The following is a 22,023-nucleotide window of genomic DNA, read 5'->3' on the forward strand; positions in this document are numbered from 1 at the left end:
GTGTCATCCTGAGGGAAGGGACCGAAAGCCAGTGACCACGCCTGACACCCCGTCCGAGGCTCCTGCCGGCGAGATCTACCCGCTCGGGCTGCGCCTGTCCGGCCGCCGGGTGGTGGTGGTCGGCGGCGGCCGGGTGGCCGCCCGCCGGATCGCCGGGCTGCTGCGGGCCGGCGCGCGGGTGCGTGTGGTGTCGCCCGAGGTCACCGCGGCGGTCGAGGGCTACGCGGCGGACGGCCACGTGGAGTGGGAGGCGCGGGCCTACCGGCCGGGCGACCTGGCCGAGGCCTGGTACGCGGTGGCCGCCACCGACGTGCCGGAGGTCAACGCCGCGGTCGTCGCGGAGGCCGAGCAGGCGCGGGTGTTCTGCTCCTGCGCGAGCGACGCGCAGGCCTCCACCGCCTGGACCCCGGCCTCGGGCGAGCACGGTGGCGTCATCGTGTCCGTACTCAGCTCCGGCCGCGCCGGGGCCGATCCGCGCCGCACCGCCGTCCTGCGCGACGCGGTGCTGGAGTCGCTGCGCGAGGGCGTGCTGAGTGCGCCCCGCTTCCGGGACCGGGCCGCGGGCGTCGCCCTGGTCGGCGGCGGCCCGGGCGATCCCGACCTGATCACGGTGCGCGGGCGGCGGCTGCTGGCCGAGGCCGACGTGGTGGTGGCCGACCGGCTCGCCCCGCTCGGCCTGTTGGACGAGCTGCCCGCGGACGTCGAGATCGTGGACGCGTCGAAGATCCCTTACGGCCGGGCGATGGCCCAGGAGGAGATCAACCGGATCCTCATCGAGCGGGCCGAGGCCGGGAAGTTCGTGGTGCGGCTCAAGGGCGGCGACCCGTACGTGTTCGGCCGCGGGTTCGAGGAGCTCGAGGCCTGCGCCGAGGCCGGCGTGCCGGTGACCGTGGTGCCCGGGCTCAGCAGCTCGGTCGCGGTGCCGTCGCTGGCCGGGATCCCGGTGACCCACCGGGGCGTGGCACACGAGTTCACCGTGGTCTCCGGGCACGTCGCGCCCGGGCACCCGAAGTCGCTGGTGGACTGGACCGCCCTGGCCCGGCTGCGCGGCACCCTGGTGCTGCTGATGGCGGTGGAGCGGATCGGGCCGATCGCCGCGGCGCTGATCGACGGGGGCAAGGACCCTGATACGCCGGTGGCGGTGGTGCAGGACGGCTCGCGCCCGGGCGAGCGCCGGCTGCGCACGGTGCTGGGCGAGGTGGCCGAGCGGGTGGCGGCCGAGCGCATCGCCCCGCCCGCCATCGTGGTGGTCGGCGAGGTCGCAGGGTTCTGAGCCGCTGCCCGGCGCACCCCGGCGGACCGGGCCGCGCCGGATCGATCAGGGGTGGGCGGAAACGGGCCGGAAACAACTGCGCCCCCTACTCCGGATCCGGTTAACGAAAACTTTGCATCGGCACCTACCCGGCGCCCGCGCGCGGCCTCGCGGCGCGCAGTCCCAGCTCACTGACACACGCGGCCCCGTTTTCGTGGCAAGAACCCTGATACGCAGGACTGGACCGGCGGTGACAACCGCCCGCCTGATTCGATACTGTTCCCCACGTTCCAGATCCAAGGTCCGCGGCGCGGGCCGCAGGCGTGTCAGCGTTTGAGGGTGGAGGCGTTCAGTGGCCGTGCGCGCGGAGGGCGGAGCGGGTCGGGCCCACCGGACGGGCGTCGACCGCCTTGAGGCCGTCCCATTCCGGCGCAAGCTCGACATCCTGGTGGCCGCGCCGCTCGCCGGCGTGCTGCTGGCGCTGATCCCGCTGTCCTGGACCAGGTTCGACTCCGCGCGCGCCTGGAGCGCCGCGGCCGCGTCGATGACCCGTGCCGAGCAGATCAGCATTCTGATCAATGCGCTGGAGACCGAGCAGACCATCGCGCTGGGCCTGCAGGGGATGAGCGCCGTGCCCGGCTCGGCCACCTCCGAGGCGATCGCGCTCACCCAGCTGCGCACCGCCGCGGCGCAGACCGACCAGGCGGCCGCGACCCTGACCGACGAGGTCGGCCAGGACCCGGGCTCCTCGCTCGGCCAGGCCATGTCCGAGGAGAGGTGGCTGGCCACCCTCTCCAACGGCGCCCGCGCCCTGGCCTCGGACCCCAAGGTGGCCAACAGCAGCCTGGTGCAGACCGCGTACTCCACCACGATCAGCGACCTCTACAGCGCGATCAACATGGACGCGCTCGCCGCCAACGGCGGCACCGCCGCGTTCGACGAGGCCGAGCTCGACTTCCTCTACATGACCGATCTGACCGAGCACGACCGGGAGATCGGCCTGCTGGCCATGACCAACTACGCCGACCAGGACCAGCTGAGCGGCTACATGACCGACCCGACCGGCAACGGCACCGACGCCGCCTCGCTGGACTGGGCCGACCTGAGCGTGGTCGAGCGCGAATACGGCGTGAGCCAGAACGAGGCCGCCCGGTTCCAGTCGCTCGCCTCCGGCCCCGACGGCCTGCAGTACGACGAGATCGTCGGCGACAGCGACGCGCGCTACATCGACGGCGTCCAGCAGGACATGGAGAGCCTGCTCCCGCACGCCGACCCGGGCTTCAACGTGGACCAGGTGCTGCTGCAGGACCAGTTCGGCGGCGGCGAAGGCCTCGGCCTGTGGCAGGCCTCGGTGGCCGTGGCCCGGGACCGCGCCCAGATGGAGGCGCAGGTCTCCTCGGACGTGGTGGCCACGGCCCGGAACCAGGCGCGGCTGCAGGCCTGGTTCGCGGCCGGCCTGGTGGCCGCGGCCGTCGCGTTGCTGCTGCTGCTGATCGTGCTCGAGATCAGGGTCCGCCGTTCCCTCGTGCGCCCGATGCTCCGGCTCACCCGGGCCGCCCGGCAGATCGCCGACGTCACCCGGGCCGACCTGGAACGGGTCGCGGACGAGGACGACGGCGCGGATCCCGGCGCGGCCCCGGTGTTCGAGACCGTGCCCGCGCTCAGCCGGGACGAGCTGGGCGACCTGGCCGAGGCGTTCAACCGGGTGCAGGACACCGCCTCGCGGGTGCTGGAACGGCAGATGGCGGTGCGGCGCAACACCGCCGAGATGTTCGGCAACGTCGGCCGGCGCATCCACAACCTGACCGGCCGTCAGCTGGCCCTGATCGACGCGGCCGAGCGCGAGGAGACCGACCCCTCGGTGCTCGAGCGGCTCTACCGGATCGACCACATCGCGGTGCGCCTGCAGCGCGGCGCGGACAGCCTGATGCTGCTGTCCAACGAGACCGAGCCCACCCTCGCCGACGCCCCGCTGCGGCTGACCGACGTGGTGCGCAGCGCGGTCGGCCGGGTCGAGGGCTACCAGCGGGTGGTCCTGTCGGCCGAGGGCGACGTGACCGTCTCCCCGGCCGCGGTGGGCGACCTGACCCTGATCGTGGCCGAGCTGGTGGAGAACGCGGTCTCCTTCTCCCCGGCCACCTCCTCCGTGGACATCGCGGTGCGGCCGGTCGGCTCCACCGCGGTGGTCGAGATCATCGACCACGGCGTGGGCATGACCGCGGCCCGGCTGGCCGAGGAGAACGCCCGGCTGGTCCGGCGCGAACGCCTCGACCTGGCCCCCAGCAAGGTGCTCGGCCTGTTCGTGGTCGGCCGCCTGGCCCGCCGCTCCGGCATCGGGGTGCGGCTGAGCGCGACCGCGGGCGGCGGGGTCACCGTGCGCCTGGACATCAGCCCGGACCTGCTCGCCTTCGACAGCCCGGAGCCGCCGCTGCGCCGGCGCGGCCCGTCCCGGGGCGCCCCGGTGCTCCCGGTGCTGCCGGAGCAGCGCGCCACCCTGGAGCAGGGCTCCGCCGTGGCGCTGCAGGAGCCGCGGCCGACCGGTCCGGAGCCGCGGACCGAGGAGCCGATCGCCGAGCCGGACGCGCTGCCGGTGCGCCGGCCGCGCGCGGGCCGCGCCGCCGCCCCCGGCGCCCCGGCCGGCGCTCCCGCGCCCGCCCCGGCCCGGGTGCCCGCCTTGGCCGAGGGCTCAGCGCCCGACGCCGTCCTGACCGCGTTGCCCCGCCGCACCCGCGCGAACGCCGCGCTGCGCGACGAGCCCGCACCCTCCGCCCCGGCCGCCCTGGCCCCCGCGCACGTACTCGACGCCGAAGCCGCCCGCGCGGCCGTGGAGGAGTTCGAAGCCGGGGTCGAGGAGGCCCTGCGCGTGTCGGCGCAGAACCTCTCCCCGCTCCGCGCCAGTGACGAACCGGAAGGATTACGGCCGTGATGAGCCCCAGTCAGACGCCCGAAGCCAGCACCGACCTGCGTACCGCCGCGGCCGACTTCACCTGGATGGTCAGCCGGTTCGCGGCCGAGACGGCCGGGGTCGCGGATGCGATCGCGGTCTCCTCCGACGGCCTGCTGATCGCGGTCTCGCGGCCGGAGGACCGGGCCTCGTCGGAGCGGCTGGCCGCGATCGTCTCCGGGCTGACCAGCCTGGCCGGCGGCGCCGCCGGCCACTACGGGCTGGGCCAGCTGCGCAAGGTCATCATCGACATGGAGGACGGGCACCTGCTGGTGTCCACCATCGGCAGCGGCTGCGTGCTCGGGGTGGTCACCGCGAAGGACGCGAAGCTGGGCAACGTCGCCTACGAGATGACGCTGTTCGGCAACCGGGTCGGCACGGTGCTCAGCCCGCAGCTGATCATGGAGTTGAAGAACTCGGTGACCGCCGCCGGAGTGACCACATGAGCGCCCCTGCGGGGGACGACAACAACAACGGCGCGCGCGGGGGCGCGCGTCCCGCTACCGGGCCCGCGGGGGCGGCGCCCGGAGCGGTCAGGCCGTTCCTGCTGACCGAGGGCCGGGTTGTGGCCGCGGGGGCGGAATTGCCGATGGAGACCCAGGTGGTGGCCACCACCGAGGGCCTGCACCAACTGGGAGCCCTGGCCTTCGAACGCCGCGCCATCGTCGAGGCCTGTGGTACGCCGCTGTCCCTGGCCGAGCTCGCGGTGCGCCTGGGCCTGCACCTGAACGTGGTCCGAGTACTCGCGGGGGACCTGAGGGCCGGGCGGTTCCTCGCGGTGCACGAGCCGCAGGCCGCCCTCAACACCGACGTCGACGTCCTGCGAAGGGTCATCAATGGACTACGAGCCATACCCACCGGCGCCGGCCGCGCCTGAGGCCGGTACCCGCGCCGGCGCTGCGAACTACACCCACCCCGCCCGCAGCCTTCCCGAGCTAGCATAGGTTCGCCCATGGACTTCCAAGCAGGCCCGCGCGCGCAGGCGGACGCCGCGCCCGCCCCGATGCCGGTCAAGATGGTCATCGCCGGCGGCTTCGGCGTCGGCAAGACCACCGCCGTCGCCTCGGTCTCCGACGTGCCCCCGCTGACCACCGAGGCCGCCATCACCGAGGTGGCCGCCGGGGTCGACGACCTGTCGATGACTCCGCACAAGACCACCACCACCGTCGCCATGGACTTCGGCTCGGTGATGCTCGACCCGACCCTCAAGCTGTATCTGTTCGGCACGCCCGGCCAGGACCGCTTCGGCTTCATGTGGGATGACGTGACCGAGGGCGCGCTGGGCGCGCTCGTGGTCGTGGACAGCCGCAGACTCGAGGACTGCTTCCCGGCGGTGGACTACTTCGAGCGGCGCACCATGCCGTTCGCGGTGGCGGTCAACCGCTTCGCGGGCGCGGCCTCGCACCCGCTGGACGCGGTGCGCGAGGCGCTCGACGTGGAGCCGGGCGTGCCGGTGATCGAGTTCGACGCGCGCGATCCGGACTCGGTCCGCGACAGCCTCATCATCGTGCTCGAACTCGCTCTGGCCCGGGCCATGGCAGCCGCCTGAGATCCATCCTCCTCGCCCCACCACTCGTCCGGTCACTGGTCGTTCGACCACCCGAAGGGCGCGCCGAAAACGCCGCCGTACGGTGTGATCAGTGCGCCGGACGAGTATCAAGGAGGTATGAGCTTCGAAGCATCGCGCCGCACCCCGTTAGCCCACGCCGAAGTCCTCGGACCCGCTGATCCGGCCGAGACCGCCTGCGTGACGGTGTACCTGCGCCGTCGCACGCCGCTGCCGCCCGCGGGCTCGATCGTGCTCACCCGCGAGGAGCTGCGCGAGGTGCACGGCGCCGACCCGGTCGAGTTCGAGGCCGTGCGCGCACACCTCGAGGCGGCCGGACTGCGCATCGTGCTCGCCGATCCCGGCTCGCGCCGGATCCAGGCCGAGGGCACCGTGGCGCGGCTGTCAGAGGTCTTCGACACCTCGGTGCACCACGCCCGGGTGCGGACCGCGCCGGGCGGGCCGGAGAGCTTCCGCTACCGCACCGGCGCCCTGTCGGTGCCCGAGGCCATCGCGCACGCCACCATCGCGGTCCTCGGCCTCGACACCCGCCCGCAGGCCCGGGCGCACTTCCGGATCCGGCCGCTGGCCGTCGGCGAGAGCGACTCCTACACGCCGCTGCAGGTCGGCTCCGCGTATAAGTTCCCTGAGGGCTACGACGGCTCCGGCCGCACCGTGGCGCTGATCGAGCTCGGCGGCGGGTACGACGACGCCGGACTGGCCCAGTACTTCCGCGGCATCGGCGTGGCCGCGCCGACCGTGACCGCGGTGCCGGTCGACGGCGGCTCGAACGCCCCGACCGGGTCCGCCGACGGCCCGGACGGCGAGGTGCAGCTCGACATCGAGGTGGCCGGCGCGCTCGCCCCCGGCGCCGCGTTCGCGGTGTACTTCGCGCCGAACACGGACCAGGGCTTCGTGGACGCGATCGCCGACGCCGCGCACGCCAACCCGACCCCGACCGCGATCTCGATCAGCTGGGGCGGCCCGGAGGACAGCTGGACCGCGCAGTCCCGCCAGGCCCTCGACGCCGCCTGCGCGGACGCCGTCGCGCTGGGCGTGACGGTGCTGGCCGCCTCCGGCGACAACGGCTCGGCCGACGGCGAGAGCGACGGCAACGCCCACTGCGACTTCCCGGCCTCCAGCCCGCATGTGCTCGCCTGCGGCGGCACCCGGCTGTCGGTGACCTCGGCCGGCGGCTACGGCGGCGAGACGGTGTGGAACGACGCGGCCGACGGGGGCGGGGCCACCGGCGGCGGGGTCAGCGCGTTCTTCCCGGTGCCGGATTGGCAGGCCCAGGCCGGGGTTCCGGGCAACGCCGACACCGGTTCGGCCGGCCGCGGCGTGCCCGACGTGTCCGGCAACGCCGACCCGGAGAGCGGCTACCAGGTCCTGGTGGACGGCCGGCAGATGGTCATCGGCGGCACCAGCGCGGTGGCGCCGCTGTGGGCCGCGCTGGTGGCCCGGATCGCCCAGCGGGCCGGCAGGCAGCTGGGCCTGATGCAGGCCGTGCTCTACAGCGGCGCGGCCGCGGGCGTGGCCCAGGGCGGGTTCCAGGACGTGACCGGCGGGGACAACGGCGGCTACCGGGCCGGGGCCGGCTGGGACGCCTGCACCGGCCTCGGCAGCCCCGACGGGACGGCGCTGGCCGGGCTCTTCGCCGGCGCGGGCGAGCCGCCGACGGTGGAGATCCTCGCGTAGCGGGCGCCGATCCGCGCCGCAGCAGCAGAGCCCTGACGCCTATGGCGTCAGGGCTCTGGTCCGTCCCGGTTCATCCCGCGGCGGTGGCGGCGGCCCGGCCGGCGTGCCGTCGTCCGGCGTGCTCCACCAGCGCGATCAGCACCTCCTTGACCGAGGCCCGCTCCCGCGCGTCGCAGCTGACCACCGGCGTGCCCGAGTCCAGGTCCAGCGCCGTGGCCACGTGTTCGGGCTCGAACCTGCGGGCGCGGTCGAAGTGGTTGACCGCGACCAGGAACGGCACGTCCCGGCGCTCGAAGTAGTCCACCGCCGGGAAGCAGTCGGCCAGCCGGCGGGTGTCCGCCAGCACGATCGCGCCGAGCGCGCCCTGCGCCAGCTCGTCCCACAGGAACCAGAACCGGTCCTGGCCCGGGGTGCCGAACAGGTACAGCGCCAGGTCCTCGCGCAGCGAGATGCGCCCGAAGTCCATCGCGACGGTCGTCGTGCTCTTCGACTCGATCCCCTCGATCCGGTCCACCCCGCGCCCGGCGGTGGTCATCGCCTCCTCCGTGCGCAACGGCCGGATCTCGCTCACCGCGCCCACCAGCGTCGTCTTGCCCACGCCGAAACCCCCGGCCACCAAGATCTTCAGCGCGACGAAGTCCGCGCGGTCAGAGCGCGCGTAGTCCATCGATCACCTCCTGCAGCAGTCGCTCGTCCGGCAGCGCCGTCGGGCGCACCGGCCTGGTCACCCGGATGTGGCCGTAGTCGAGCAGGTCGGTCAGGATCACCCGGGTCACCCCGAGCGGCAGGTCGAGATCCGCGGCCAGGTCCGCGACCGAGCGCGGCCGGATCCGGCAGAGCGTGAGCACCGCGGCCTGCTCGGGGCTGAGCATCGGGTCGCGGGCCGGGTCGTTCTCGGCCGTGACCAGGGAGAGCAGGTCCAGCAGCACCGGGGAGGGCCGGGCCCGGCCCCGGGTCAGGGCGTAGAGCCGCACCAGCGGCCCGGCCTGCTCGTCGTACCAGGAGGGGCGGTCGCTCGTCACGGGGCCGACGTCCGTCCGTCGCGGTCGAAGTCCTCGCGGACCGGGACGAACAGGTGCTCGCCGACCTGCTTGACCAGCCGGGCCATCTCGTAGGCCACCAGCCCGATGTCGCTGGCGGCCTCGGCGAACACGGCCAGGCACGCGCCCGAGCCGGCCGCCACCACGAACAGGAACCCGTCTTCGAACTCGACCATGCTCTGGCGTACCGCGCCCGCCCCGAACTGCCGGGTGGCGCCCTTGGCCAGCGAGTTGAAGCCGCTGGAGACCGCGGCCAGGTGCTCCCGGTCCTCCCGGCTCAGCCCGCGCGAGGAGGCGATGGCCAGGCCGTCGGTGGACAGGATCACGGCGTGCCGGATGGTCGGGGTGCGTGCCGTCAGCTCGTCGAGCAGCCAGCTGACCTCACTGGTGGTGGTGCCGGTCACCGGTTGTCATCCCCTTTCGTGTCGTGGTCCGCGGCCAGCGCCGGGCCGGGGGCTTCGGGCCCGGGGCCGGTGGGTGCGGCGGCAGGCGGCGGCTGTGCGGGCCCTTCGGCCCGGCCGCGGGTGAATCCGTGCTGGAAGGCGGCCATGGTGGCCCGGTTCTGGTCCGGATCGGGGCCCTGTGGTGCTCGTGCGGCCGGCTCGGCGGGCTCGTCCCGCTCCGGCTCGCGCCGCAGCTGCGGGGCCAGGCTCGCCTGCCGCACCCGGCGCGGCAGCCCGTCCGGGCCGACGGCGGAGTGCGGGGGCGCGGCGCCGTCGGCGTCCGGGGAGAGCGGGATCAGCAGGTCGAAGGAGGTGACCGCCTCCCGCGCCGCGGGCGCGGGATGCCCGTTGGCGCGCGGCACCCGGGCCCGCGAGCCCGGGCCGGCCGGCTCCTCGCGGGTCTGCGGCCCGCGCCGCTGCTGGCGGCCGAGCCCGAACTCGAGCTCGAGGTCGAGATCGAGGTCGTCGAACCCGGGGGCGACGCGCTCGGGCTCCGCCACGCGGACGGGCTCCGGGGCCGGCTGCGGCGCGGCGGGACGCGGCTCGGCGTCCGCGGGCTCCGCGTCCCCGTCCGCGGCCCCCGGCGGCTGCATCACCGAGCTCGGGATCAGCACCACGGCCGTGATCCCGCCGTACGCCGACGGGCACAGGCTCACCCGGATCTCGTGCCGGCGGGCCAGCCGGGAGACCACGAACAGGCCGAGCCGGTCGCTGTCGAACAGGTCGTCGCCGCTGGACTCGCCGATCCGCCGGTTCGCCTCGCGCAGCGCCTCCGGGCTCATGCCCAGGCCGCGGTCCTCGATCTCGATCGCGAAGCCGGAGCCGACCGGCTCGCCGCCGACCACCACCCGGGTGTGCGGCGGAGAGAACGAGGTGGCGTTCTCCACCAGCTCGGCCAGCAGGTGGGTCAGGTCCGCGACCACCGGCCCGACCACCCGGGCCGGCGGCATCCGGCGCACCTCCACCCGCGGGTAGTCCTCCGCCTCGGCCGCGGCCGCGCGCACCACGTCGGTCAGCTCCACCGGGTGGCGCCAGGCCCGGCCCGGGGTCGCGCCGGACAGGATGATCAGGCCCTCGGCGTGCCGGCGCATCCGGGTGGCCAGGTGGTCGAGCCGGAACAGGTCCTCGAGGTGGTCCGGCTCCTCGATCCGCCGCTCCATCGCGTCCAGCAGCGCCAGCTGACGGTGCACCAGCACCTGGCTGCGCCGGGCCAGGTTGAGGAAGACCCCGGACACCCCGGAGACCACCTCGGCCCGCTCCACCGCAGCCCGGATCGCCGCGTGCGCGGCCACCGCGAGCGCGTCGGCCACCTGCCCGAGCTCGCCCGCGTCCGGGTCCAACGGCGGGGCCGGCCGCGGCGGGGTGACCACCTGCCCGGCCCGCAGCCGCGCCATGGTCTCCGGCAGCCGCCGCCCGGCCAGGTCGAGCGCGAAGTCGCGCAGCCCGTCCAGGTCGGTGACCAGCCGCCGGCCGATGCCGACCGAGATCACCAGGCTGACCACCAGCGCGACCAGACCGAGCATGACGCCGAGCCCTGAGCCGGTGGTCAGCAGCCGGCGGTACGGGTCGACCGGCGCGGGCATGGCCGCCGCGCGCTCGGTCTGGTCCAGCGCGTCCCGCACGGTCGGCGCCGACCCGGCCCACCCGCTGCGGACGGCCGGGCCGATCGCGCCCGCGCCGGGACCGGCCGCGAGCACCTCGTCCTGAACGCTCGTCAGCTCCTCGCCGGCCGCGTTCGAGGTCGGATCCGCCACGTCGATCGTCGCCTTGCCGAGGGCAGCCCGCTCCTCGTAGACCGCGCCGACGAACTGGCGGTAGAGCGCGGGACTGAGCGTGTTCGCCGCGTACGCCCCGGCCAGCGCCGAGTCCTGCAGCGCGAGCTGTTCGCGCGCCTCGGCCAGGGCGAGTGCGGCGCTCGCCGTCGCGGGCGCGCCCGGAGCCGAGGCCAGCGCGGACTGCACCGCGAACGAGTCCTGCACGACCTCGGCGTAGGCCTGATCGGCCCCGGCGGCCGAGATCGCGTGCCCGATCACCGCGGTGCGCACGGCGGTGAGCGCCGCGAACGACTTGGTGACCATGGCCAGACGGGCCGTCAGGTCGGGCGAGACGGCAGCGGCCGCCGCAGACGACTGCTCGGCGCCGAGGGTGAAGGCGCTCGCGGCGTTCCGGGTGGCCGCGCCGCGCTGCTCGAACGAGCCGGGATCCGCGGCGTCGTCCGCGAGGTACGCGTCGGCGGCGGAGCGCTCCTGGTCGAGCGCCAGCACGGCCTGGTCCAGCGGCGTGGACACGCTCTGGTCGAGCACGCGCAGCTCGGCCTGGGTGTAGGCCGCGCTGATCGTGTTGACGGAGGCGATGCCCCACAGCGCGGTGAGCGAGACGACCGGCAGCGCGAGCAGGCACACGATCCGGGCCCGCACGGTGTGCGGCGCGACCCGCATCCCGTGCCAGCCGCGGCCCCGGGCCCGGCCCTGGCCGGAGGGGGAGGCGCCGTCGGCCGGCCGGGCGTGGGCGGCCCGGCGGGCGGCGGGGCGGCGCAGGTCCCCGGCGGCGGTGGTCGGGGCGCTCATCGGCGGCCCGACCCGTCGGCCGCGGCGCGCACGGGGACCGGGGCGGGTTCGGCCGCCTCCGGCCGGACCGGGCGCCGGCCGGTGTCGGAGAGCCCGACGTAGGCGGCCGTCAGGAACAGGTACGAGCCGAGGCCGACGGTGAGCGGGAAGATGAAGTCCATCGCGGTGGCGCCCGACGGCGGTGGCGCGCCCGGTACGACGTGCACCTGCACCGCCGCCATCCCGGTGTAGTGCATGGCGCTGACCGCGATGCCCATCACCAGGCTGGCGGCGAGCGAGGTGAGCGGGTTGCGGACGGTCAGCGAGGCCCAGAGCGCCGCGGTGGCGGCCACGGTCGCGATCGCCACCGAGCCGCCCACCTCCCAGGGCGCGTAGGAGACGGACCCGTCCATGTGCACCGCGCCCATGCCCAGGTAGTGCATCGCGGCCACCCCGACCCCGGTGGCCAGGCCGCCGGCCGCCAGCGAGAGCGGCCGCCCCTGGCCGCGGGTGACCAGCAGCACGCCCAGGCCCACCACCACGATCGCCACCAGCAGGCTGGCCAGGGTGAGCAGGACGTCGTAGCGGATCTCGGTGCCGGCCACGGTGAAGCCGAGCATCGCCACGAAGTGCATGGTCCAGATGCCGGTGCCGATCGCCACCGCCGCGCTGACCAGCCAGTTGCGGCGGGAGCGCGAGCTGTTCGCGTGCACGGCCCGGACCGTGGCCCGCAGTCCCAGCGCACCTCCGACACAGGCCATCAGATAGGACAACACCGGGGTCAGCCAGCCGAACCCGGTCTCGCTGACCGTCCCCATCGAGCCCATTGGCTACCCTTCGTGGTCATTTCGTTATCCGTGGCAGACCCCGACCATGCCATGGCGCGGGCCGCGCCGAGGGAGTTTTCCCAGAACTTTCCGGCATCTTGGGTCCCGCGCGCGCCTGGCGCGAAGCGGGCGTATACCTACCCTGAGCCACCGGGAAATGACGTACCGTGAGGCAGCGGCGGCGCGCGGCGCCCCGGCGCGGCGCCCGGGAGCGCGCTCCGGCGGCGGACGGTGCCGGCGTGGGTTTCCGACGTGTCGTCGGATCCCTGCGCCGTGCGCGCGTCCGGGGGAGGGACGGGCCGGACGCGACGCGCGGGCACGGCGCGCTACCCGCGGGCCGGGCGCGACGCACGGGTCTCAGGTGCCCCCCGCGCGCTCTCGTGCGCCCGCGTGCGCCGGAGCCGATCCGGCGTCAGGCGCGGCTCGGTGTCAGTGCAGGCCCTGGGCCAGCGGCAGCGTGCGGGCCAGCGCCAGGTGGTGCCGGCGGTCGCAGAATTCGATCACCGCGCCGCCGCTCTCCGCGGCCGCGTGCGCGCCGATCCGGGCCAGCTCCAGCTCGTGCGGGTCGTGCGCGGAGACGGTGACGAACCCGGCCGCGGCCACCTCGCCGTCCCGCCCGGTCGGCCCGAGCAGCACCGAGGCGGCCCCGCTCACCCCGGACGGCAGGAACCCGGCCGGCGCGGCCAGGTCGACGGCGCCGCCGAGCGTGCGCGGCCACTGCTTGACCCAGGCGGTCGCGTGCCACCAGGTCGCCGCGCGCGGCCCGGCCGAGCCGGTCAGCGCGCACCCGCGCGGGGCCCGGGCGTCGATCTCCTCCGGCTGCCAGACCGTCTCGGCGTGCCGCGGTCCGGCCAGCGGCCCGCGCCCGGGCAGCAGCAGCGAGCCGAGCAGGCCGGTGGCCGCGGCCCGGTCCAGCGGCACCAGCGGGCCGAGCCGGCCGCCGGTGGCGTCGTCCCGGCTCAGCTGGGTGTAGACGTTCTGCGCGGCGCGGGTGGCCACCTGGGCCAGCCCCCGCTCGCCCTGGCACAGCTTGGCCGCGCGGCCGAGCAGCGCCGGGTGGTAGTGCAGCGCCAGCACCGCGTACGCCCGGGTACGCCCGACCGGTCCCGGCACCTGGTAGAGCAGCTGGATCCGGCGCACCGTGCCCGCCGCCGGCGGCACCCGCAGGCACTCGCCGAGCCGGGCCGCGAGGTCGCGCGTGTCGGTGCCGTGCAGCACGCTGGTGGCGATCTCGGCCACCGCGATCAGGTCGGTCCCGTGCGCCCCGGCGTGCAGCAGCAGGGCCGGCTCGAGCGCGCCCGGCGAACTCGGCAGCCAGTGCATCCCGCCCAGCCCGAACGGCTCCGGCCGACGCGCCGTCAGACCCGGCAGCCGCCGCAGCGACCGCCGCGTGCCGCGCACCCGGACCTTGCCCAGCAGGCCCGCCGCCGGATCGACCGCCCCGGGCGGCGGCTGCCCGGGCGCTGCGGAGCCGCGGACGGGGGCGGGGACGGCGGCAGGCGGACGCGCCGCCTGTCCCCGGGTCTGCTGCTGGTGCGTGGCCACGTTCGCAGTGTCGCACAGGTCTGGCATCGGCTGACCGTCCGCCGCCGAACCGGGGCGAATGTCACGTTCCCGCGGGCCGCCGGCTTGCCGTCCGCGGCCCCCGCGCATCCGGTTCGCCCGGTTCGTCCGGCCCGCTTTCGCAGGGATCGAACGCAAGCCGCCCGCGTTCTTGCGGAAACTTTCCGCAAGACTATGGACGGCTTGCGCGCACGACTGCTACGTTCCTGCCTCGTGGCCCGAGAAGGGCCGGACGGGACGTCAGATGCGTTCCGTGACCAGGTGTACTTTCCGTGGAGAAGGAGCTCGTGTGATGCGACGGAGCATCCCGGTGGTTCTGGCATCGATACTCGCGGCCTCGACGCTCGCCGGGTGCAGTAGTAGCGGCTCGTCCGCCCCGGCGTCGTCCGGTTCGACGAATCCCGCGTCGGTCAAGGGCACGGTCGTGTTCTGGGACACCTCCGACCCGGTGGCCGAGGCCCCCGCCTACAAGACCCTGATCTCGCAGTTCGAGGCGAAGTACCCGAACATCAAGGTCAACTACGTCAGCAAGCCCTTCGCCAGCGCCGAGAACACCTTCAAGACCGCCGCCGCCGGCGGCAGCGGCGCCCCGGACGTCTTCCGCTCCGACATCGGCTGGGTCCCGGCCCTCGCCCAGGCCGGCTACCTGCAGAAGCTCGACGGCACCCCGGCCCTCTCGGACGCCGCCGACTACCTGGCCGGCCCCGCCGCCACCACCAAGTACCAGGGCGCCACCTACGCCGTCCCGCAGGTCACCGACGCGCTCGGCCTGCTCTACAACAAGGCGGCGTTCTCCTCCGCCGGGATCTCCTCCGCCCCCACCACCTGGGCCGAGCTCAAGACCGACGCCCTGGCGATCAAGGCCAAGACCGGCAAGCCCGCGATCTTCCTCGACGACGCCAGCTACTACTTCCTGCCGTTCCTCTACGGCGAGGGCGGCGACATGGTCGACACCTCGGCCAAGAAGGTCACCGTCGACAGCGCCGCCGCGGTCAAGGCCATGGGCATCGTCCAGGACCTGATCTCCTCCGGCGCCGCCGTCACCGACACCTCCTCGAACGCGTACACCAACATGCAGAACGCGTTCAAGAACGGCACCGCGGCCATGGTCATCAACGGCCCCTGGTCCACCGCCGACGACCTGAGCGGCAGCGCCTTCAAGGACAAGACCAACCTCGGCATCGCCCCGGTCCCGGCCGGCTCGGTCAAGGCCGGCACCCCGACCGGCGGCCAGGACCTCGTCGTCTACGCCGGCTCGGCCAACCTCGGCGCGTCCGAGCTGTTCGTCCAGTACATCAACTCGGCCGCCAGCCAGGCGTACGTCGCCGCGCACAACAACACCCTGCCGACGCACCAGGCCGCCTGGTCCGACGCCCAGGTCACCGGCAACCCCGTGCTCACCGCCTTCGAGCCGGTGATCAAGGAGGACGCCCCGCGCCCGTCCATCGCCCAGGGCTCGGACCTGTTCACCCCGTTCGACACCGGCATGCAGCAGATCCTGTCCGGCAAGGCCTCCGCGCAGGCCGGCCTGGACTCGATCGCGCAGAACATGCTCAAGGTGCTCAACAACGGTGTCGACTCCGGCTGGACCGTCGGCTGACGGATGAAGGCTCCCGCCGGGACGGAGCGCGCGCCCACCGCCTGTGGCGCCGCTTCGTCCCGGCGGGCCGATTCCGCCCGCCGCCGACCGCCCAGACCGGGGAAACGGACACGATGATCAGCAGACTGCGACACAGCTACGACCGCTACTGGTACGCCTGGGCGATGGCGCTGCCCGTCACCCTGGTGCTCCTGGTGCTGGTCGGCTACCCCCTGGTAGAGGGGATCTATTACTCGCTCACGAACATCAATGACCTGAACATGGGTCGGACGATCGGGGCGAACCACATCCCGGCCAGCTTCCACGGGGTCGGCCTGCACAACTACTGGTACGTGCTCTCCGGCGGCGACGGGCAGTTCTGGCCCACCTTCGTCTGGACCCTGGAGTGGACCGCCGGCTGCGTGGTGCCGACCGTCGGCATCGGCCTGGGCCTGGCCCAGCTGCTCAACCGCCGGATGCGCGGCCGCGGCGTCTACCGGGTGCTGCTGATCCTGCCGTGGGCGGTGCCCTCGTTCGTCGCCGCGTTCTCCTGGCGCCTCATCCTCAACAGCCCGGACGGCCTGCTCGACTGGGTCCTGGTGCGCCTGCACCTGCCCGCGGTGAACTGGCTCGGCGACGCGACCAGCGCGAAGTTCTCGGTCATCATGGTCAACGTCTGGATCGGCATCCCGTTCATGATGGTCGCCTTCCTCGGCGGCCTGCAGGCGATCCCGGGCGAACTGCTCGAGGCCGCCGAGGTGGACGGCGCCACCCCCTGGCACCGGTTCATCCACGTCACCATGCCGGGCCTGCGCCCGGTCGCCACCACGGTGACCCTGCTCGGCATCATCTGGACCTTCAACCAGTTCGCGATCATCTACCTGGTGACCGCCGGAGGCCCCGGCGGCGCGACGAACATCCTGATCACCCAGGCCTACAACAACGCCTTCAGCCAGACTCGGGACTACGCCGGCGGCTCGACCTACGGCGTGATCATCCTGTCCATGCTGCTGTTGTTCGCCACGTTCTTTCGCCGCACGCTCGGACGCGGCCAGGAGGCCGCCGCATGACCACGAACTCCGCCCGTCCCGGCTACCGCCGCGGCCACCGCTCCCCGGCCGCCTCGGTCGCCCTGCACCTGACGCTGATCGTCGCCAGCCTCATCGCCGCCGTGCCGGTGGCCTGGGTCGTGCTGACCTCGTTCAAGCCCAACTCGACGGCCCTGTCCACCGAGCACCTCGGCAGGCTGAGCCTGCAGAACTACCGCGACGTGATCGGCCAGGGGTTCGGCCACTGGATGCTCAACTCCGCCATCGTCGCCGCGGGCACCATGGTCTTCGGCGTGTTCATCGCCGCGACCGCCGGCTATGCCGTCTCCCGGATGCGCTTCCCCGGCGCGCGCCCGCTGATGTGGCTGTTCCTCCTCGTTCAGATGTTCCCGATGGCGGTCCTGATCGTGCCGCTGTTCGTGCTGCTCAAGGACCTGCACCTGCTCAACAACCTGCTCGGCCTTGTCCCGGTCTACGCCACCACCGCGGTGCCGTTCTGCGCCTGGATGCTCAAGGGCTACTTCGACGGCATCCCCACCGCGATCGACGAGGCCGGCCGGATCGACGGGCTGAGCATGTTCGGCACGTTCTGGCGGCTGATCGTCCCACTGGCCCGGCCCGGGCTCGCGGTGACCGGCTTCTACACCTTCCTCACCTCGTGGGGCGAAGTCGCCTATGCGTCGCAATTCCTGCAAAGTCCGGACAAGTACACTCTTCCAGTGGGCATGCAGACCTTCGTCAACGAGTATGTGGACGAGTGGGGCCCCCTCGCGGCCGGCTCTGTACTGATCATCGTCCCCGCCGCCGCTGTGTTCTTCCTGGTCCAGCGGCACCTGGTGAGCGGCCTGACCGCCGGCGCGGCCAAGAGCTGACCGGCCGGCCCCTCCGCCCCCCACCACCCGAAACCGCCTCGGCTGTACGACGCGCAAGTGAATGAGGATGCACATGACTGTGACCGGTGACACACGCACGGCGCCCGCCGGCGCCGCTCCGTCGTCGACGGTCCCCGGGTCCGCAGCGGCCCCCGCGATCCCCGTGATCCCGGCCCCCGCTCCGGCCTTCCACGGCGAGAACGCCGCGGACCCGCGTCCGGCCTGGTGGCGCGAAGCCGTGATCTACCAGGTCTACGTCCGCTCCTTCGCCGACGGCAACGGCGACGGCGTGGGCGACCTGCTCGGCGTGCGCACCCGGCTCCCGTACCTGCGGGAACTCGGCGTGGACGCCCTGTGGATCACGCCGTTCTACGCGTCCCCGATGGCCGACGGCGGCTACGACGTGACCGAGCACCGCGAGGTCGACCCGCTGTTCGGCACCCTCGGCGACGCCGAGGCGCTGATCCAGGAGGCGCACGCGCTCGGCCTGCGCGTCATCTTCGACCTGGTGCCCAACCACAGCTCGAACCGGCACCGCTGGTTCCTCGAGGCGCTGGCCGCCGGCCCCGCGTCGGCCGCCCGCGGGCGCTACCTGTTCCGGGCCGGCCGGGGCGAGCACGGCGAGCTGCCGCCGAACGACTGGGAGTCCGTGTTCGGCGGACCGGCCTGGACCCGGATCACCGAGCCCGACGGCACGCCGGGGGAGTGGTACCTGCACCTGTTCGACCCGGCGCAGCCCGACCTGAACTGGCGCAACCCGGAGGTGCGCGAGGAGCACGAGGACATCCTGCGGTTCTGGCTGGACCGGGGCGTGGACGGCTTCCGGGTCGACGTCGCCCACGGCATGGTCAAGCACCCCGACCTGCCCGACGTCGGCCACACCGAGCAGATCCAGATGCTCGGCCACAGCATCCTGCCGTACTTCGACCAGGACGAGGTGCACGAGATCCACCGCTCCTGGCGCGCGATACTCGACTCGTACCCGGGCGAGCGGATGGCCGTGGCCGAGGCCTGGGCGCCCTCGCTCGAGCGGCTGGCCGCGTACGTCCGGCCGGACGAGCTGCACCAGGCCTTCAACTTCCACTTCCTCGGCACGGAGTGGAACAGCAAAGCCCTGCGCGAGGTGATCGAGGGCTCGCTGCAGACCTCGGAACTGGTCGGCGCCCCGACGACCTGGGTCCTGTCGAACCACGACATCCGCCGCCACGTCACCCGCTACGGCGGCGGCGAGCTCGGCCTGCGCCGCGCCCGCGCGGCCGCGCTGCTGATGCTCGCGCTGCCCGGCTCGGCGTACGTCTACCAGGGCGAGGAACTCGGCCTGGAGGAAGTGCTCGACATCCCGCAGGAACTGCTGCAGGACCCGCAGCGGCTGCGCAGCGAGGACGGCTCGTCCGGCCGCGACGGCTGCCGCGTGCCGCTGCCGTGGCAGGGCACCGAGGCCCCGTTCGGCTTCTCGCCGCTGGACCTGGCCGAGGCCTGGCTGCCGGCGCCGAAGGCGTGGAGCGCCCTGACGGTGCAGGCACAGCGAAGTGACGAGGCGTCGACCTGGCAGCTGTATCGCAGGGCCCTGAAAGCGCGCCACGACCTGCCGGCGCTCGGCGACGGCGCCCTGGCATGGCACACGGCGCCGGACGGGGTGTTGGTTTTCCGGCGGGCACCCGGTTTTGTGTGTACGGTGAACACCGGCGACGAGCCGGTGGCGCTGCCCCGGCCCGGCAAGCTGCTACTCGCGAGCGCCCCTATGGACACGGCCGAGGCGCCGGAAGCGGACGACGACGTCCTGCTCCCGCCGAACACGACCGCCTGGTGGACGGCAGCGTAGCCCGCGAGGCACCCGGGACGACGCGGTCCCGCCCCCGAAGCGAGAGAAAAGCGACGCCGCGGCGTCCGCAGGCGTAGCCTCGGACCGGCGCAGCTGACGGACCGTCATCGGCGCCGCCGCGACGAGCGACCATCATCGCCCGGCGGCGGCCGAGGCCCGCCGCCGGCGTCGCCTCCCCGCCCGCCTTCGCCGGGCGCGGGCGGCATAGGGCGGCACGCGGCGGCGCCGGCCGGGACGGCGGGGATCGAGCACGAGTGAAGGACGGACCTGCAGGTGAGTGGCGAACGGACGACGCCCACGATCAGGCTCGCGGACATCGCGGCGCACGCCGGGGTGTCCGAGGCCACGGTCAGCCGGGTGCTCAACGGCAAGCAAGGCGTCGGCCTGGACACCCGGCAGGCGGTGCTCGCCGCGCTCGACGTGCTCGGCTACGAGCGTCCGCCGCGGTCCCGGCAGCGCTCCGCCGGCCTGATCGGCCTCGTCATCCCCGAGCTCGACAACCCGATCTTCCCGGCCTACGCGCAGGCGATCGAGACGCTGCTGACCAAGCAGGGCTACACGCCGATGCTCTGCACCCTCACCCCCGGCGGGGTCAGCGAGGACGAATACACCGAGATGCTGCTCGACCGCGGCGTCGCCGGCATCGTCTTCGTCTCCGGCCTGCACGCGGACACCACCGCCGACCCGGACCGCTACCGCCGCCTCGTCGAGCGCCGGCTCCCGATCGTGCTCATCAACGGCCACATGCCGCAGGTCCAAGCCCCGTTCTTCGCCACCGACGACCGGTACTCGATGCGCCAGGCGATCTCGCACCTCGTGGAACTCGGCCACGAGCGCATCGGCATGGCCACCGGCCCGGTCCGCTACGTGCCCGTGATCAGGAAGATCGAAGGCTTCCTCGCCGCCTGCTCGAGCCTGCTCGGCGTCGAGGAATCCGTCGCCCGCGAGCGGATCGCGCACACGATGTTCTCGGTCGCCGGCGGCCAGCAAGCCGCCCGCGCCCTCGTCGAACGCGGCTGCACCGCCATCGTCTGCGGCAGCGACATGATGGCCCTCGGCGCGATCAGAGCCCTGCGCGACGAAGGCCTGTCCGTCCCCCAGGACGTCTCCGTCATCGGCTACGACGACAGCCCCCTGATCGCCTTCACCGACCCGCCGCTCACCACCATGCGCCAGCCCGTCCAGGCCATAGCCGCGTCCGCCGTCGAAGCGCTGCTCGAGGAGATGGCGGGCATGCCCGGCCCCAAGGACGAGTTCGTCTTCGCCCCCGAGCTCGTCGTCCGCGGGTCCACCGCTGCTGCTCGCCGTTGACGCGCTTTTACCTCGGCCCTGGCTCCTACGCTTCGCTACGTCGCCAGGGCCTATGTACGAGCGGCACGGCTCCCTGTGCCTATTCGGGGGCACGGCCCCCGAGCCCCCACGCCGGGGACACCCCGGACCCCGCGCGCAGGTCCGGTGGGTGGTGGGGATGTTCGGCGGCGAGATGTTGTCGGGGCGTCAGTTGACGGCAGGCCTGGACGCGCTTTTACCTCGGCCCCGCCCCTACGCTTCGCTACGGGGCTGGGCCTGCGTACGAGCGCACGGCTTCCTGTGTTTGTTCGGGGGCACGGCCCCCGAGCCCCCGCGCCGGAAAGCCTGGACGCGCTTTTACCTCGGCCCCGCCCCTACGCTTCGCTACGGGGCTGGGCCTGCGTACGAGCGCACGGCTTCCTGTGTTTGTTCGGGGGCACGGCCCCCGAGCCCCCACGCCGGGGACACCCCGGACCCCGCGCGCAGGTCCGGTGGGTGGTGGGGATGTTCGGCGGCGAGATGTTTTCGAGGCGTCAGTTGACGGCAGGCCTGGACGCTCTTTAGCTCTTACGCTGCGGATACCCTCGGACCTTGCGGGCAGGTCAGGTGGGTGCGGGGTGGTGGCGGCTCCATCGTCCAGAAGGCGCGGGGCATCGAGGGATCGCCCGGGCTTATGTGTCGGGGACGGCTTTGGTTCTGTGCCGTTGCGTCATAGCTCGGCCGCTTCCCATTGGCGGAAAGTTCTCGGTCGTTCCGGGCCGATGCGTGACTGTTCCGTGGACGGCGTGCCGGCCACTGATTGTCGGGCTGCCTCAATATGCTGCTTTCACTTCAGGTCCCATTCCGGCCCTGAATCAGTGCGGCCGAGATCTCGACCGCGCCCCGGTTTTCGCTCAGCACACGGCTTCCCACCACCCGCGGTCCATGCGGCCGCTCCCCGTCCTCCCCGATACACCTCCCCGCGCCGCGCACGGCGCATTCCTGCTCGAGCTCGCGCCCACCCGGTGCGGCTCTGGCCTGGCCTTTCCGAACTCACCCGCTGCGGCGGCCGCGCTTCGCTAAAGCGCCGGGACCGGCCTGGGGCGCGGTATTCGGCGGCCGAAGGATGAGCCGGTCGCCAGTTCCCGGTCCGCCTCGCTCAGGCCGCCCCACACGCCGAACAGCTCCGGCGTGCCGAGCGCGTGAGCGCGGCATTCGCGCAGCACCGGGCAGGTCGCGCAGATCTGCTTGGCCTCGCCCTCGCGCGCTTCGCGGTCCCTGGTGCGCTCCTTCTCCGGTCCGAAGAACAGCCGTGCGTCCGCCCCCTGGCAGCGTGCCTGCTCCTGCCAACCCAGCCGCAGATCCGCGATCGCCGGGATGCGCGCCGCATTGCGCGCCGAGCGCCGCGCCGGAAGCAGGGCCATGCGGTTTCCCATGCCGCTCGCCACCATCGCAGCCGTGTCCGTCCGAGTCACGTCGTCTACCCCTCCACTCGACTCGTCTTTCAAGGCGTCAAACGGATCGCGGCGAACGGGTGTTCCCGTGCCGAAGGTGAAGTCTCGATCCGGTATCG

18 protein-coding genes are annotated in these 22,023 nt (G+C 73.6%); 11 read left to right on the forward strand and 7 right to left on the reverse strand.

What is annotated here, in order from left to right; genetic code table 11:
- The first annotated feature begins 31 nt into the window (after window positions 1-31).
- The 6 genes from cobA to ACTRO_RS34745 all read left to right on the forward strand — a co-directional run bounded on the left by cobA (window position 32) and on the right by ACTRO_RS34745 (window position 7,440).
- A complete protein-coding gene (gene cobA / locus ACTRO_RS34720) occupies window positions 32-1,273 on the forward strand; it encodes a uroporphyrinogen-III C-methyltransferase (RefSeq protein ID WP_051451830.1) in 1,242 nt (413 codons plus the stop codon).
- Between the two features lie 331 nt (window positions 1,274-1,604).
- On the forward strand, window positions 1,605-4,178 hold the full coding sequence (locus ACTRO_RS34725; RefSeq protein ID WP_034270064.1) for a HAMP domain-containing sensor histidine kinase: 2,574 nt from the start codon (window positions 1,605-1,607) through the stop codon (window positions 4,176-4,178).
- A complete protein-coding gene (locus ACTRO_RS34730; RefSeq protein WP_034270068.1) occupies window positions 4,178-4,642 on the forward strand; it encodes a roadblock/LC7 domain-containing protein in 465 nt (154 codons plus the stop codon). The genes ACTRO_RS34725 and ACTRO_RS34730 overlap by 1 nt, the downstream gene beginning before the upstream one ends.
- Window positions 4,639-5,073 carry a DUF742 domain-containing protein gene (locus ACTRO_RS34735; RefSeq protein WP_034270071.1) on the forward strand — a complete coding sequence of 145 codons (435 nt, stop codon included), beginning with the start codon at window positions 4,639-4,641 and terminating at the stop codon, window positions 5,071-5,073. Before ACTRO_RS34730 ends, ACTRO_RS34735 begins: the two co-directional genes overlap by 4 nt.
- 75 nt (window positions 5,074-5,148) lie before the next feature.
- Window positions 5,149-5,745: a GTP-binding protein gene (locus ACTRO_RS34740; RefSeq protein ID WP_034270074.1), complete on the forward strand. Its 597-nt coding sequence runs from the start codon at window positions 5,149-5,151 to the stop codon at window positions 5,743-5,745.
- A gap of 117 nt (window positions 5,746-5,862) precedes the next feature.
- Window positions 5,863-7,440 (forward strand): S53 family peptidase, encoded by a 1,578-nt coding sequence (locus ACTRO_RS34745; protein ID WP_051451831.1) that lies wholly within the window; start codon window positions 5,863-5,865, stop codon window positions 7,438-7,440.
- A gap of 70 nt (window positions 7,441-7,510) precedes the next feature.
- On the opposite strand, the gene ACTRO_RS34750 is transcribed toward ACTRO_RS34745, so the two are convergent.
- The 6 genes from ACTRO_RS34750 to ACTRO_RS34775 all read right to left on the reverse strand — a co-directional run bounded on the left by ACTRO_RS34750 (window position 7,511) and on the right by ACTRO_RS34775 (window position 13,841).
- Window positions 7,511-8,107, reverse strand: coding sequence for a GTP-binding protein (locus tag ACTRO_RS34750; protein ID WP_034270076.1), 597 nt, complete (start codon window positions 8,105-8,107; stop codon window positions 7,511-7,513).
- The gene (locus ACTRO_RS34755) at window positions 8,088-8,462 is read right to left on the reverse strand and encodes a DUF742 domain-containing protein (protein WP_034270080.1); all 375 of its coding nucleotides are present in this window, start codon (window positions 8,460-8,462) and stop codon (window positions 8,088-8,090) included. Before ACTRO_RS34755 ends, ACTRO_RS34750 begins: the two co-directional genes overlap by 20 nt.
- Entirely contained in the window at window positions 8,459-8,884 is a 426-nt protein-coding gene (locus ACTRO_RS34760; protein WP_051451832.1) for a roadblock/LC7 domain-containing protein, read from the reverse strand. The genes ACTRO_RS34755 and ACTRO_RS34760 overlap by 4 nt, the downstream gene beginning before the upstream one ends.
- Complete coding sequence (locus ACTRO_RS34765; protein ID WP_051451833.1) at window positions 8,881-11,490, reverse strand: sensor histidine kinase; 2,610 nt, start codon at window positions 11,488-11,490, stop codon at window positions 8,881-8,883. The genes ACTRO_RS34760 and ACTRO_RS34765 overlap by 4 nt, the downstream gene beginning before the upstream one ends.
- Complete coding sequence (locus tag ACTRO_RS34770; protein WP_034278079.1) at window positions 11,487-12,287, reverse strand: MHYT domain-containing protein; 801 nt, start codon at window positions 12,285-12,287, stop codon at window positions 11,487-11,489. Before ACTRO_RS34770 ends, ACTRO_RS34765 begins: the two co-directional genes overlap by 4 nt.
- 438 nt (window positions 12,288-12,725) lie before the next feature.
- Window positions 12,726-13,841 (reverse strand): hypothetical protein, encoded by a 1,116-nt coding sequence (locus ACTRO_RS34775; protein ID WP_157436610.1) that lies wholly within the window; start codon window positions 13,839-13,841, stop codon window positions 12,726-12,728.
- 310 nt (window positions 13,842-14,151) lie between these two features.
- Between ACTRO_RS34775 and ACTRO_RS34780 the strand changes: the two genes are divergently transcribed.
- The 5 genes from ACTRO_RS34780 to ACTRO_RS34800 all read left to right on the forward strand — a co-directional run bounded on the left by ACTRO_RS34780 (window position 14,152) and on the right by ACTRO_RS34800 (window position 20,492).
- Window positions 14,152-15,459, forward strand: coding sequence for an extracellular solute-binding protein (locus tag ACTRO_RS34780; protein ID WP_051451834.1), 1,308 nt, complete (start codon window positions 14,152-14,154; stop codon window positions 15,457-15,459).
- 113 nt (window positions 15,460-15,572) lie between these two features.
- A complete protein-coding gene (locus tag ACTRO_RS34785; RefSeq protein ID WP_034270085.1) occupies window positions 15,573-16,508 on the forward strand; it encodes a carbohydrate ABC transporter permease in 936 nt (311 codons plus the stop codon).
- Complete coding sequence (locus tag ACTRO_RS34790; RefSeq protein ID WP_034270088.1) at window positions 16,505-17,359, forward strand: sugar ABC transporter permease; 855 nt, start codon at window positions 16,505-16,507, stop codon at window positions 17,357-17,359. Before ACTRO_RS34785 ends, ACTRO_RS34790 begins: the two co-directional genes overlap by 4 nt.
- Before the next feature lie 73 nt (window positions 17,360-17,432).
- On the forward strand, window positions 17,433-19,181 hold the full coding sequence (locus tag ACTRO_RS34795; protein WP_084316737.1) for a glycoside hydrolase family 13 protein: 1,749 nt from the start codon (window positions 17,433-17,435) through the stop codon (window positions 19,179-19,181).
- A gap of 267 nt (window positions 19,182-19,448) precedes the next feature.
- On the forward strand, window positions 19,449-20,492 hold the full coding sequence (locus ACTRO_RS34800; RefSeq protein WP_425394895.1) for a LacI family DNA-binding transcriptional regulator: 1,044 nt from the start codon (window positions 19,449-19,451) through the stop codon (window positions 20,490-20,492).
- A 1,037-nt stretch (window positions 20,493-21,529) separates the two neighbouring features.
- Here the strand turns inward: ACTRO_RS34800 and ACTRO_RS34805 are convergent.
- The gene (locus ACTRO_RS34805) at window positions 21,530-21,925 is read right to left on the reverse strand and encodes a WhiB family transcriptional regulator (protein ID WP_245594583.1); all 396 of its coding nucleotides are present in this window, start codon (window positions 21,923-21,925) and stop codon (window positions 21,530-21,532) included.
- Window positions 21,926-22,023: the final 98 nt, after the last annotated feature.

It is taken from the genome of Actinospica robiniae DSM 44927 (genome assembly GCF_000504285.1).
Taxonomy (GTDB): domain Bacteria; phylum Actinomycetota; class Actinomycetes; order Streptomycetales; family Catenulisporaceae; genus Actinospica; species Actinospica robiniae.